The 13082-nt window shown below is 61.4% G+C and carries 15 protein-coding genes; 4 read left to right on the forward strand and 11 right to left on the reverse strand.

All coding sequences use genetic code 11. The features are described from left to right. Positions 1–240: 240 nt before the first annotated feature. Entirely contained in the window at positions 241–1284 is a 1044-nt protein-coding gene (locus BOP93_RS10295; protein ID WP_104502514.1) for an LLM class flavin-dependent oxidoreductase, read from the reverse strand. Between the two features lie 57 nt (positions 1285–1341). Then, the gene (locus tag BOP93_RS10300) at positions 1342–1827 is read right to left on the reverse strand and encodes a flavin reductase family protein (RefSeq protein ID WP_104502515.1); all 486 of its coding nucleotides are present in this window, start codon (positions 1825–1827) and stop codon (positions 1342–1344) included. A 320-nt stretch (positions 1828–2147) separates the two neighbouring features. On the opposite strand from BOP93_RS10300, the gene BOP93_RS10305 reads away from it, so the two are divergent. The 3 genes from BOP93_RS10305 to BOP93_RS10315 all read left to right on the forward strand — a co-directional run bounded on the left by BOP93_RS10305 (position 2148) and on the right by BOP93_RS10315 (position 4664). Beyond that, complete coding sequence (locus BOP93_RS10305; RefSeq protein ID WP_104502516.1) at positions 2148–3554, forward strand: purine-cytosine permease family protein; 1407 nt, start codon at positions 2148–2150, stop codon at positions 3552–3554. A 274-nt stretch (positions 3555–3828) separates the two neighbouring features. Next, a complete protein-coding gene (locus tag BOP93_RS10310) occupies positions 3829–4299 on the forward strand; it encodes a hypothetical protein (RefSeq protein WP_104502517.1) in 471 nt (156 codons plus the stop codon). Positions 4300–4301: 2 nt separating this feature from the next. Further along, positions 4302–4664, forward strand: a complete 363-nt coding sequence (locus BOP93_RS10315) for a hypothetical protein (RefSeq protein ID WP_104502518.1) — start codon at positions 4302–4304, stop codon at positions 4662–4664. Positions 4665–4749: 85 nt separating this feature from the next. Here the strand turns inward: BOP93_RS10315 and BOP93_RS10320 are convergent, their stop codons facing one another. The 5 genes from BOP93_RS10320 to ribBA form a co-directional block, all read right to left on the reverse strand. Next, entirely contained in the window at positions 4750–5904 is a 1155-nt protein-coding gene (locus BOP93_RS10320) for an ABC transporter ATP-binding protein (protein WP_104502519.1), read from the reverse strand. Positions 5905–5921: 17 nt separating this feature from the next. After that, complete coding sequence (locus BOP93_RS10325; protein ID WP_104502520.1) at positions 5922–6731, reverse strand: ABC transporter permease; 810 nt, start codon at positions 6729–6731, stop codon at positions 5922–5924. A 6-nt stretch (positions 6732–6737) separates the two neighbouring features. Next, positions 6738–7661 carry an ABC transporter permease gene (locus BOP93_RS10330; protein ID WP_104502521.1) on the reverse strand — a complete coding sequence of 308 codons (924 nt, stop codon included), beginning with the start codon at positions 7659–7661 and terminating at the stop codon, positions 6738–6740. Continuing rightward, entirely contained in the window at positions 7646–8671 is a 1026-nt protein-coding gene (locus BOP93_RS10335) for an ABC transporter substrate-binding protein (protein ID WP_104502522.1), read from the reverse strand. Before BOP93_RS10335 ends, BOP93_RS10330 begins: the two co-directional genes overlap by 16 nt. Before the next feature lie 179 nt (positions 8672–8850). Next, on the reverse strand, positions 8851–9957 hold the full coding sequence (gene ribBA, locus BOP93_RS10340) for a bifunctional 3,4-dihydroxy-2-butanone-4-phosphate synthase/GTP cyclohydrolase II (protein ID WP_104502523.1): 1107 nt from the start codon (positions 9955–9957) through the stop codon (positions 8851–8853). 69 nt (positions 9958–10026) lie between these two features. Here ribBA and BOP93_RS10345 point away from each other — a divergent pair, with 69 nt between their 5' ends. Next, positions 10027–10320, forward strand: a complete 294-nt coding sequence (locus tag BOP93_RS10345; protein ID WP_065898441.1) for a DUF1330 domain-containing protein — start codon at positions 10027–10029, stop codon at positions 10318–10320. Between the two features lie 521 nt (positions 10321–10841). Here BOP93_RS10345 and BOP93_RS10355 read toward each other — a convergent pair. The 4 genes from BOP93_RS10355 to BOP93_RS10370 are packed head-to-tail and all read right to left on the reverse strand — an operon-like array spanning position 10842 to position 13072. Then, positions 10842–11405, reverse strand: coding sequence for an NUDIX hydrolase (locus BOP93_RS10355; RefSeq protein WP_104502524.1), 564 nt, complete (start codon positions 11403–11405; stop codon positions 10842–10844). Positions 11406–11407: 2 nt separating this feature from the next. Then, a complete protein-coding gene (locus BOP93_RS10360; protein WP_057721964.1) occupies positions 11408–12160 on the reverse strand; it encodes a GntR family transcriptional regulator in 753 nt (250 codons plus the stop codon). A gap of 23 nt (positions 12161–12183) precedes the next feature. Then, a complete protein-coding gene (locus tag BOP93_RS10365; protein WP_065883580.1) occupies positions 12184–12573 on the reverse strand; it encodes a carboxymuconolactone decarboxylase family protein in 390 nt (129 codons plus the stop codon). Positions 12574–12586: 13 nt separating this feature from the next. Then, positions 12587–13072 carry a flavin reductase family protein gene (locus BOP93_RS10370; RefSeq protein ID WP_104502525.1) on the reverse strand — a complete coding sequence of 162 codons (486 nt, stop codon included), beginning with the start codon at positions 13070–13072 and terminating at the stop codon, positions 12587–12589. Positions 13073–13082 lie beyond the last annotated feature (10 nt).

Genomic DNA, 13082 nt, shown 5'->3' on the forward strand with positions numbered 1-13082 from the left:
TAGCAAGATAAGTAACTGGTTAGTACATTATGCTCGTGCAATAGACTGTTACAGATGCTGCGATGATGGGCCGAGGGCAAAGAACGTAGGACGGGCAAGCCCTGATGCCGGTCACCGCCCTTTGTAGGAGCGAGCTTGCTCGCGAAAAACTCACAGACACCGCGTTGATTCAGGAAGCACGCGTTATCGTTGACGTTTTTCGCGAGCAAGCTCGCTCCTACAGAGGGCGCCGGCAGTCGGTCAGCGAAACGCTGGCATTACCTGCTCGATAAACAGTGTCAGGGACTTCTTTTTCTCGGCATGGGGCAGGCTGTTGTCGCACCAGAAGCTGAACTCATCCACGCCCAGTTCCTGGTAGTACTGAATGCGCGGGATGATCTCTTCTGCGGTGCCGATCATCGCGGTTTTGTGCAGGCTCTCCAGCTCGAACTCTGGGCGCGCGGCGAACTTCTCTTCCGGGCTTGGCTCCAGGAAACCGTTGACCGGCACGCTCTTGTTGCCGAACCAGGCATCGAAGGTGCGATAGAACTTCGAGATCGCCTTGGCCCCGACTTTCCAGCCCTGGGGATCATCAGCGGCGTGCACGTGGGTGTGGCGCAGCACCATCAATTGCGGGCGGGGCACGCCAGGGTTGTTGTCCAGGGCAGCCTGGAATTTGTTTTTCAGGTCCAGGACTTCTTCGTCGCCTTTCATCAGCGGCGTGACCATCACGTTGCAGCCGTTGGCCACTGCAAAATTGTGGGAGTCGGGGTCGCGGGCGGCGATCCACATCGGTGGGGTGGGCTGCTGGATCGGCTTGGGCACACTGGTGGAGGTGGGGAATTTCCAGATGTCGCCGTCATGGGCGTAGTCGCCTTGCCACAGGGCGCGCACCACCGGCACCATTTCGCGCAGGGCCTGGCCGCCGCTCGAGGCGGGCATGCCGCCGGCCATGCGGTCGAATTCAACCTGGTAAGCGCCACGGGCCAGGCCCACTTCCATGCGTCCGTTGCTGATCACGTCGAGCAACGCGCATTCCCCCGCCACCCGCAGCGGGTGCCAGAACGGCGCGATGATGGTGCCGGCGCCCAGACGAATCGTGGTGGTCCGGGCCGCAAGGTAAGCCAGCAACGGCATCGGGCTCGGCGATATGGTGTATTCCATCGCGTGGTGTTCGCCAATCCACACGGTGCTGAAGCCACCGGCTTCGGCCATCAGGGTCAGTTCGGTCAAGTCTTCGAACAACTGACGGTGGCTGACGCTTTCATCCCAGCGTTCCATGTGTACGAACAGCGAAAATTTCATGACGCGTACCTCGGATCTATTGTTATTTTTCCGCAAAAAAACGGGTTGAGCGGGGTGTCAGGCAGGCACCGGCAGGGTACCCATCTTGCCGTGGCAATACACCAGGGGGTTGTTCGGTTGCGCCGGCACGATCAGGTTCTCGACGGCGCCCACCATGATGGCGTGATCGCCGCCTTCGTATTCGCGCCACAGCTGGCATTCAATGACCGCCGTGGCGTTGGCCAGGATCGGATTGCCCAGTGCACTCAGGGTCCACTCGATGCCCTGGGCCTTGTCCTTGCCTTTGCGCGCAAAGGCATAGGCTTCGCTCTGCTGCCCGCCGGACAGCACATGGATGGCGAAGCGTTTGTTCCTGATCAGTACGGGATAGGAGTCGGAGCTGTAGTTGGGGCAGAAGAGCACCAGGGCCGGGTCCATGGACAGCGAGCTGAACGCACTGGCGGTGAGGCCGACGATTTGCCCGTCGTCATCCAGCGTAGTAATCACGGTGACCCCGGACGGAAACGAACCCATCACTTGTTTGTAGATGGCGGCATCGATCATGGGATGGTCCTCTGCTATGAAGCGGTTTTTTTAAATTTATAGGTCTGATGGTATACCGTAATACAGGAGTTGCAAGGGCTTTTTTGGACAGGCGATAAACGTGTCCGGAGCCCGCCAAAGTCCTTTATTACGGGGATTTATCCCGTGATGGCGGTTGTTCTCGGGGCGCGATTGCCGGATCAGAGGCGGGCTAAAACAGCGGATCAGTCTTGTTAAAATGTTGGAATACCATAATATGGTGTTCGTCTGAGGGGGAGCCATCGAGCTTCCTTCGGATGGCGTCAAACAACTATAAGATCAGACAAGCGCGAGTTATTCCTATGCCTCAGATGTCCCGGCAAGACCCCCTGATCGAGCATCACACGGTCGATTACGTCCCCCTCGCAGAGCGCCACGGGAAGGCCCGCGATCTGTTCACGTTATGGTTCAGTACCAATATCGCGCCGCTGCCCATCGTCACCGGTGCGATGGTGGCCCAGGTGTTCCATCTCAACCTGCTGTGGGGGCTGCTGGCGATTGCCCTCGGGCATCTGCTGGGCGGCGTGGTGATTGCCCTGGCCTCGGCCCAGGGCCCGCGCATGGGCATCCCGCAGATGGTGCAGAGCCGTGGCCAGTTCGGGCGCTACGGCGCGCTGCTGATCGTGTTTTTCGCGGCGCTGATCTACATCGGCTTTTTCATTTCCAATATTGTGCTGGCCGGCAAATCCATCGTCGGCATCGTGCCCTCGGTGCCGGTGCCGGCGAGCATCCTGATCGGCGCGCTCAGCGCCACGGCCATCGGCGTGATCGGCTACCGCTTTATCCATACCTTGAACCGCATCGGCACCTGGGTGATGGGCAGCGCGTTGCTCGCCGGTTTTGTCTACATCTTTGCCCATGACCTGCCGGCCGACTTCCTCACCCGTGGCGGCTTCAACGCCGCCGGCTGGCTGGCCACGGTGTCGCTCGGGATCATCTGGCAGATCAGCTTCTCGCCCTACACCAGCGACTATTCGCGTTACCTGCCGGCGGACATCGGCATCACCCGGCCGTTTATTGCCACCTACCTGGGCGCAACCCTGGGCACCATCCTGTCGTTCGCCTTCGGCCTGGTGGCGGCGCTGGCCACACCGGAAGGCACCGAAGCCATGGTCGCGGTCAAGCAAGCCACCGGCGCGCTGGGGCCGATCCTGATGGTGCTGTTTTTGCTCAATATCATCAGCCACAACGCCCTGAACCTGTACGGCGCGGTGCTCTCGATCATCACCTCGATCCAGACCTTCGCCAGCCGCTGGACCCCCAGCATCAAGGTGCGCGTGGTGCTGTCAGGCGTGATCCTCGCCGGTTGCTGCTTGGTGGCGCTGGGTGCGTCGGCGGACTTCATCGCGCAATTCATCGGACTGATCCTCGCGCTGTTGCTGGTGCTGGTGCCTTGGGCGTCGATCAACCTGATCGATTTCTACCTCATCAAGCGCGGGGTGTATGACATTGCCTCGATTTTCCAGGCGGATGGCGGGGTGTATGGCCGATTTAACCTGCATGCGATCGTTGCGTACTTCATCGGGATCATCGTGCAACTGCCGTTTGCCAATACGTCGTTGTATGTGGGGCCCTGGGCCAACCTGGTGGAAGGCGCGGACTTGTCGTGGCTGGTGGGGTTGGCGGTGACGTGTCCGTTGTATTACTGCCTGGCGACGCGCAAGCAAACGCAGAAGGTCCGGGCGGCGAAGCTGGGTTATTCGGACTGAACCCTCACGTCACATCAAATACCCGGCGCTTGCCGGGTTTTTTTGTAGTCGGTTTTTCCGGGTGACGTAGGCAACTTCTCTATTTTTCTTTTCGCTTTCCGGCGTGTGTCCGGGCCGTATTCGCTTGCTTATATTCCGATGCCCTCTCTATTGGACGCGGGATGCAGGGCATGGCGCAGGGTTATATCAACGACCACACAATCGACTACAGCAGCTTGAAGTCCCATTTGATGGGAAGCGGTTTGAGCCGCCAGCGCTCCGACCATTTCAGTCGTTGAAGAAGATCCTCGGGGTCTCCACCAGAAGCTATTTGCATAAGGGTGAGATTGCCGGGTATGCCCAACGGATGGCGGCGATTGCCCGGGTGTCGAAGTGGTTGGGCAAGGGTATGTATGTGGGCCTGGCGATGGACGTTGGGGCGGCGGGATTGGAGATCGAGGAGGCGTGTATGACGGGGAGGGAGGCCCAGTGTCGGCGGGCCAGGTATGTGGAGACGGGGCGGTTGGCGGGTAGCGTGGCGGGGGCTGCCTGGATTGGCAATTTCGGTGCAAAGGTTGGGGGCAGCCTTTGCCGGATAGCTTTCGCGGTCGCCACCAAGGGGCGCGCCGAGTTGGCCTGTGGAATTATCGGTGGCGCTGCGGGAGGGTATGCAGGAGGTTCTTCTTTGGGAGATGTTGGTGCTTTCATGGGTGGAGAGATCGTAGAAGTCGATGGTGTTTTTTTATTTCAATCAGAGGGGGCTTAATAATGTCGCTCTTTCTTGTCTATAGCATCGTGCTGATGGCGGGGGTGTTCATCCTTCTGGGGCTGATGCTATACGCCGAATACAGAAAACTGGACGAGCTGGAAAGCTACTTCAGTGAGAACGAATGTGTTCGTAGGCACAAACGTTTTTGGAAAAGGAACCAACGGATCGATAAGTTTTACCGCATGGGGCTTATGATTGATTTCCTGTCTGATTCCAAGCGTTTTGTGAAAGCTGGCCTGGTCACCGAGGACGAGTTGGCATTAGTTCCCTTAGCGCTCAGAAGATGGGCCCTGTGGCCCTATCGCATCAGTCATATCTGGGTGGTTGGAACCGTCATCTGGGTCATTTGGTACAGAGGTTGATGCGACGCTGCGATGGTGGAACGGCCAGCTACAAACCAGCTGGCGCTCTCCCAGCCGCTGCCACATGAAGCATTCCAAAGCAAGCTCAATGCGCCCCGGCCGCCTTGTTCAAATCACTCTCCGCCCACTGCGTATACACACATGCATCCGCCGTGGCCCAGCGCACCCGCACCGGGTCGCCGGCCTTGAGCGGCATGCCCGCTGCCGAGAGCGCCTTGACCGCCATCGACGTACCGCCCAGGGTCTTCACCGCGCATGTCTGGCTCTCGCCCAGAAACAGCACCTCCCCGACAATCGCCGAGACTTCATTCCAGCCCGCCGCCAACGGTTGCTCGGCGGCCTGTTCGACGCTCAGCGCCAGGGCCTTTTCCGGGCGCACCATCAGCAATACGTCCTGCTCGGTGCGCAGCCCGCTGGTCATGCGGATCGACAGCGACTGCCCTTCGAACGACGCCGCCGCATTGCCCTGGGCCTTGAGCTTGAGGAAGTTGGAATTGCCCAGGAACGAGGCGACGAACGCGTTCGGCGGGTTCTGGTACAGGTCGAAACCGCTGCCCAGGCCGACGATTTTGCCGTGGCTGAAAATCGCGATGCGCTGGGACAGGCGCATGGCTTCTTCCTGGTCATGGGTCACATAGACAATGGTGATGCCCAGGCGCCGGTGCAGCTGGCGCAGCTCGTCCTGCAGGTCTTCACGCAATTTCTTGTCGAGGGCGCCGAGGGGTTCGTCCATCAGCAGGATACGTGGCTCGTACACCAGCGCGCGGGCGATGGCGACGCGCTGTTGCTGGCCGCCGGAGAGTTGCGAAGGGCGGCGATGGGCGAACGGTTCCAGCTGTACCAGCTTGAGCATGGCGTCGACGCGTTTCTCGCGTTCGGCGCTGGCCAGTTTGCGGATGGCCAGGGGGAAGGCGATGTTGTCGCGCACCGACAAGTGCGGAAACAGCGAGTAGCGTTGGAACACCATGCCGATGTCGCGCTTGTGCGGCGGCACGTTGACCAGGGATTGCCCGCTCACCAGGACCTCGCCGCTGCTCGGCGTTTCAAAGCCGGCGAGCATCGACAGGGTGGTGCTCTTGCCCGAGCCGCTGGAGCCGAGGAAGGTAAGGAACTCGCCGTCCTGGATGTCCAGGGAGATGTTGTCCACGGCGGCAAAGTCGCCGTAGTACTTGTTCAGGTTGCGCAGGCTGACCAGGGGTTGGCCGGGGTTCTGCGCGACATCTTGGATCACTGCACTCATGTTCTGCTCCTGGGCGCTTAGGCGCGGGTTTCAGTGCGCCGACGAAGGGCGGCGGCAATCACCATGACCAGTACCGACAGGCCGATCAGCAACGTCGAAGCGACGGCGATCACAGGCGTCAGGTCCTGGCGCAGGGTGGTCCACATTTTCACGGGAAGGGTTTGCAGCGTCGGGCTGGCCATCATCACGCTGAGCACCACTTCGTCCCACGAAACGAGAAAGGCGAACAGCGCACCGGCCACCATCCCTGGGCGAATCGCCGGGAAGGTCACCTTGAATACCGCCTGTACGCGCGAGGCGCCGCAGATCACCGCCGCGTCTTCAATCGACTGGTCGAACAGCTTCAGCGAGTTGATGATCGAGATGATGGTGAACGGCAGCGCAACGATCACATGGCTGACCACAAAGGCGAACATCGTGCCGGTGTAGCCGAGCTTGAGGAACAGCGCGTACACCGCCACGGCGATGATCACCAGCGGCACGATCATCGGCAGGGTGAACAAACCATAGAGCAGTTCTCGACCGGGGAAGCGCCCGCGCACCAAGGCAAAGGCGGTAGGCAACCCCAGCGCGACGGCGAACACCGTGGTCAGCACTGCCACCTTGAGGCTGGCCAGCGCCGCGTTCATCCAGTCGGGGTTGGAGAAGAACTGGCCGTACCATTTCAGCGTCCAGCCGGGCGGCGGGAACACCAGCCATTGCGACGAGCCGAACGACAGCAGCACGATAAACACGATCGGCAAGAGCAGGAACAGGCCAATCAAACCGGTGGTGGTGTAGAGGCCCAGGCGCAGCCTGCGGCTCATGGCGTTGGGGGTCAGGAGCATGACGGCTTACCTCGCGTTGCTGGCGCCAACCGGGGATTCCGGCTGAAGCTTCAGGTAGAAGTAGAACAGCACCAGCGTGATCAAAATCAGCAACGCCGCACCGGCACTGGCCAGGCCCCAATTGAGGAACGATTGCACCTGCTGGATGATGAACTCGGGCAGCATCATGTTCTGCGCACCGCCCAGCAGGGCTGGGGTGACGTAGTAGCCGAGGGACATCACAAACACCATCAACCCGCCGGAAAACAACCCCGGCCGGCACAGCGGCAGGAAGACGCGCAAGAAGTTGGTCCACGGGCTGGCGCCACAGATGGAGCCGGCCTGCAGGATCATCGGGTCGATGGCCTGCATGGTCGCCTGCAGCGGCAACACGATGAAAGGAATCATGATGTAGCTCATGCCGATTACCACGCCGGTGAGGTTATGCACCATCTCCAGCGGTTGATCGATGATGCCCATGGCCATCAACGCCTTGTTGATCACTCCCGAGGCTTGCAGCAATACCAGCCAGGAATAGGTGCGGGCGAGCAGGCTGGTCCACATCGACAGCAGCACGATACTCAGGATCCAACGGCCCCAGCCGCGCGGCACCAGGGTAATCGCCCAGGCCAGCGGAAAGCCCAGCAGCAGGCTGAACAGGGTCACCAGGCCGGCCACTGAAAAGGTATTGAGCAACACCCGCGCATACGCCGAGTTGGCAAACAGCTGTTCGTAGTTGCCCAGGCCCGGCACCGGCTCCAGCACGCCGCGCAGCAGCAGGCCGATCAGTGGCGCCAGGAAGAACAGGCCAAGGAACAGCAGCGCCGGAATCAGGTTGCTCGATCCGCGCCAACGCTGCGCCAGGGACGGCGCCCCGGCCTTCGCGCCAACGGTACCGCCGAGGGCGCCCCCGGCCGGCGTGGTTGCCGTCATTTTCATTTGACTAGCCATTCATTCCACCGTGTCGCAATGGCCGGACCGTTCTTGGCCCAGTAGGCGAAATCGAGGGTGATCTGGTCCTTGGCGTAGGCGGTCGGCAGATTGGGCGCCAGGACCGAATCCAGGCGCTGCACGCTGTCGATGTTCACCGGCGCGTAGGCGGTCAGGTTGGAGAAATCCGCCTGGCCTTTGGCACTGCTGGCATTGGCCAGGAACTTCATCGCCGCCGCTTTGTTTTTCGAGCCTTTGGGCACCACGAGAATGTCGGCCATCACCAGGTTCTGCTTCCAGCTCACGCCCACCGGTGCGCCATCTTCCTGCAAGGCGTGAATGCGACCGTTCCAGAACTGGCCCATGCTGACTTCGCCGGAGGCCAGCAACTGTTGCGACTGCGCGCCGCCGCCCCACCAGACAATGTCTTTCTTGATGGTGTCGAGTTTGTTGAAGGCGCGGTCCAGGTCAAGGGGGTAGAGCTTGTCGGCTGCAACACCGTCGGCCAGCAGCGCCAGTTCCAGCACGCCTGGGCTTGGCCATTTGTAGAGGGCGCGTTTGCCGGGGTAGGTCTTGGTGTCGAACAAGGCGCTCCAGTCCTGCGGTTTGCCGGCGCCGAGCTTGCCTTCGTTGTAGCCGAGCACGAAGGAGAAGAAGAACGAACCGACGCCATGGTCGGAGACGAAGCGCGGGTCGATCTTGTCGCGCTGGATCACCGCGAAGTCGAGGGGCTCAAGCAGGCCTTCGGCGGCGGCGCGCAGGGCGAAGTCGGCTTCGACATCCACCACGTCCCACTGCACATTGCCGCTTTCGACCATGGCCTTGAGTTTGCCGTAGTCGGTGGGGCCGTCCTGGACCACGGTGATGCCGCTGGCCTTGCTGAAAGGATCGGCCCACGCCTGCTTCTGCGCATCCTGGGTGCTGCCGCCCCAGCTGACGAAATTGACGCTTTCGGCTGCCATGGCCGCGTGGGTGGCCACGCTCAACAGTCCCGCGAACAGCGCCGCGGTTGCACCTTTGTTCAACACCATGTTTACGCCCTCATTGTTGTGTTTATGAGCGGGGCTTTGCAGTGCCCGCCTATCGGGAGCAGTCGGTCCGGAGCAACTGGTTAAGGTCGTCCGGCCTATGGAATATCATATTATGGTATTCCAAACTTTGCGCAAGCACTTTGCCATACCGGCTATCTGCCAACGCTGGGTTTTCAGCCTCAGGTGAAGGGGATGCTTTCCACGACTTCCAGGTCGTAACCGGTCAAGCCTGCGTATTTGAGCGGTGGCCCGAGGTGGCGCAGTTTACCTACGCCCAGGTCCTGCAATATCTGCGCGCCGGTACCCACTTCCGAGTAAATCCGCGACTGCGAACGGCTGAACTGACGCGGCGCCTGGGTCAACTGCGGGACGCGTTCGAGCAAGGCCTGGGACGATTCATGGTTGGCCAGCACCACCACCACGCCGCAGCCTTCTGCCGCCACGCGTTGCAGGGCGGCCCACAAGGTCCAGTTGGACGGCCCGCTGTAGTCGGCGCCGACCAGGTCGCGCAGCGGGTCGATCACGTGCACACGTACCAGCGCCGGTTCATCGCGGCGCAGTTGGCCCATGACCATGGCCATGTGCACGCCGCCGTCGATGCGGTCTTCAAAGGTGATCAGGCGAAAGGTGCCGTGCACCGTGGGCAGGTCGCGCTCGCCGATGCGTACCACGGTGCGTTCGGTGCTGAGACGGTAGTGGATCAGGTCGGCGATGGTGCCGATCTTGATCCCGTGCTTGCGGGCAAAGGCTTCCAGCTCGGGGCGGCGGGCCATGGTGCCGTCATCGTTCATCACTTCCACGATCACCGAGGCCGGTGTGTGCCCGGCCAGGCGCGCCAGGTCGCAACCGGCTTCGGTGTGGCCGGCGCGGGTCAGCACACCGCCATCCCTGGCGCGCAGTGGAAAGATATGCCCCGGCTGCACAATGTCGGCGGGGCCGGCGTTGCTGTCCACAGCCGCCGCCACCGTGCGTGCGCGGTCGGCGGCGGAGATGCCGGTGGTCACCCCGGTGGCGGCCTCGATGGACACGGTAAACGCGGTGCTGAACACGCTGCCATTGCTGGGCACCATCTGCTCCAGGCCCAGGCGTTGGCAATGTTCATCGGTGAGGGTCAGGCAGATCAGGCCACGGGCTTCGCGGGCCATGAAGCTGATAGTCTCGGCGGTGCAACACGCTGCAGGCAGCAGCAGGTCGCCTTCGTTTTCCCGGTCTTCGTCGTCCACCAGCAGCACCATCTTGCCCTGGCGGTAATCTTCGATGATGTCGGCGATGCTGTTGAAGGGCATGGGGAGTGCTCTGCTTGTTGGTTGTATGTATTATGGTATACCACAAATTCCAAACAAGAGGATGTCTCGATGAAGGCCTATTGGATTGCCCATGTGGACGTGTCCGATGCAGAGCAATACACCCAGTACACCCAACGCGCGCCAGCGGCGTTTGCGAAGTTCGGCGGGCGCTTCCTGGCCAGGGGCGGGCGCAGTGAGGCACTGGAAGGCGGGCCGGCACGGCAGCGCAATGTGGTGATTGAGTTTGAGAGCTATGAGCAGGCGGTGGCGTGCTATGAGTCTGCCGAATATCAGGCGGCGAAGGGCCACAGAGCGGGGGTGGGGGAGGCGCAGATCATTATTGTGGAAGGGCTGGCGCCCTAGGTATACCTGGCCCAGTGTGGTCCAAATGTGGGAGGGGGCTTGCCCCCGATGGCGGTGGGTCAGCCAGCTTATCTGTAGCTGACACACCCTCATCGAGGCATAGGTATCTACACAACTCTGTAGCGCCCAACCGCGTAACCACGATGCGAAGCGAGTCGCTCTTGATCTTGATCTGCTTTTGATCCTAGGCGCCCCGTTAAACCACGCTGGCCGAACGCAGGCTTGAATCCGTGGGTAACCCGGCAGGACGCCGGGTTAGCCGCACTGGGCCAGGGATGGCCCATTGCGGCGGCCCACGGATTCAAGCCTGCGTTCGGGCACACCGAGCCTAGGCGAGGTGCCGAGTGGTGGGGCAAGAGCGTTTTGCTTACTTTTGCGCTTTTCAAAAGTGAGCCGCTGTAAAAGCGGAACCATTAGCAGCCGTTACCGCAGAAACGGATATGTACTCGGTCCAATCCAACATCCTGGTCGGCCCAGAGGCCGCCATCGGGGGCGAGCCCCCTCCCACATTAGGCTGAAGATCAGCGCATGAAGTGAATCTTGCCGCTGTCATCATTCCCCATGTAAATGCCATATACCCCCGCCTGGCGCTCTTCGATATAGCGCTCCAGAATCTGCCGGATCGCCGGATAGTAGATGCTGTCCCAGGGGATGTCCTCGGGGGCGAAGAAGGTGTAGGCCAGGGTTTCCGGGCCGAACTGGCCGGTGATCTCCAGCGCGATGGCGCGGAAGATGATGTACACCTCGCTGATCTTCGGCACGCTGAAAATCGAGTAGGGCGACACGATCTCGGCGCGCACGCCGGTCTCTTCCCAGACTTCGCGCAACGCCGCTTCTTCGGTGGTTTCGCCACCTTCCATGAAGCCCGCCGGCAGCGTCCAGGTGCCGGGGCGCGGGGGGATTGCGCGCTGGCACAGCAGGTATTTGCCGTCCTGCTCGATGATGCAGCCGGTGATGATCTTGGGGTTGATGTAGTGGATGTAGCCGCAGCCCCGGCACATCAGGCGCTCGTGGGTGTCGCCCGGTGGCAGTCGGTGACCGAGGTCATGGCCGCCGCAGGTCGGGCAGAAGCTGGGGCCGGGCACGGTCAGTGACCTATGCGCGGTTCTTTGAGCGCGATGGGCAGGGTGATCTCGGGGAGCTTGCCGGTTTCTTCCTGTTTGCGCTTGAGGTAATCCAGGGCCACGGCTGCCGCCGCACGTACGTGATCGACGCAGGCCTGGTGGGCGGCGAGGGGGTCGCCGCTCTTGATCGCCTGGACCATGCGCTCCATTTCCTGGTTGCTGGCGCCACGCCGGTTCTGCTGGGACACCGAGGTCGCGCGCAGATAGCTGATACGCGCCTGCAACTGGCGCAGCTGAGTGGCGGCCACGTGGTTGCCGCAGCCTTCGAGCAACACATCGTAGAAGCCCTGCACGGAGTCGATCACTTGCTGCAGTTCGCCTTCCTTGAGGGCCTTGCGGTTTTCCTCCAGGGCTTTTTCCAGGGCCTTGATGTCCTTGGCCTTGGCGCGCAGGGTGAACAGCTGCACGATCAAGCCTTCGAGCACGCAGCGCAGTTCATAGATATCGACGGCATCGGCCAGGGTGATGATCGCCACCTGCGGGCCCTTGGCATCGGCGAATTCCACCAGGCCTTCGGACTCCAGGTGGCGCAAGGCTTCGCGCACCGACGTGCGGCTGACGCCAAGGCGGTCGCACAGGTCGCGCTCCACCAGGCGGTCACCGGGCAGCAGCTGGAAATTCATGATGGCGCTGCGCAGTTTCTCCAGCACGATTTCGCGCAGGGTGACCGGGTTGTGATTGACCTTGAAGCTGTCGTCGAGGGGCGCGCGTTTCATGGGGTTTGCTCTGAATGTGGCGGTTAACTGGAGGCCTCGGCATCGGCTTCGGCGAAGGCTTCACGGGCCAGCCTGAAGCTGTCCACGGCGGCGGGAACCCCGCAGTAAATGCCGACCTGAAGCAGAATTTCGCGTATTTGTTCACGACTCAGTCCGTTGCGCAAGGCGCCACGCACGTGCAGCTTGAGTTCGTGAGGCCGATTGAGGGCCGAAATCATTGCCAAGTTTATCATGCTGCGTTCTTTAAGCGACAAACCCTCCCGGCCCCACACATGGCCCCAGCAGTACTCGGTGACCATCTCCTGCAGCGGTCGCGTGAAGTCGTCGGCGTTGTCGATTGAACGCTGTACGTAGGCTTCACCCAGGACTTGCGTACGGATTTTAAGGCCCTGTTCATACTTGTCGTTGCTCATGGTTCAGTGCTCCTCAGGCCAGGGTCGGCAGCGGGCCGAGCTTGCCTTTGTGATAGATCATCGGCGTGACCGGCTGTGTGGGCAGGATCAGGTTCTTCACCGCGCCGACAATGATCGCGTGGTCACCGCCGTCGTATTCGCGCCACAACTCGCACTCGATGATGGCCGTGGCGTTGGCCAGCAGCGGGTTGCCCAAGTCGCTCAAGTGCCACTCGATGCCCTTGGCCTTTTCCTTGCCTTTGCCGGCGAAGGCATAGGCTTCGGCGGTCTGGCCGGCGGACAGCAGGTGGATGGCGAAGCGCTTGCTGTCGCGCAGGATCGGGTAGGTGTCCGACGCGTAGTTGGGGCAGAACAGCACCAGGGCCGGGTCGATCGACAGCGCACTGAATGCGCTGGCGGTAATGCCGACGATGCCGCCGTCCGGGTCGAGGGTGGTGACCACCGTGACGCCCGAAGGAAACGAGCTCATGACGTCTTTGTAAATGCCGGGTTCGATCATGGGTGTGGCC

The organism is Pseudomonas orientalis, from assembly GCF_002934065.1.
Classification (GTDB): domain Bacteria; phylum Pseudomonadota; class Gammaproteobacteria; order Pseudomonadales; family Pseudomonadaceae; genus Aquipseudomonas; species Aquipseudomonas orientalis_A.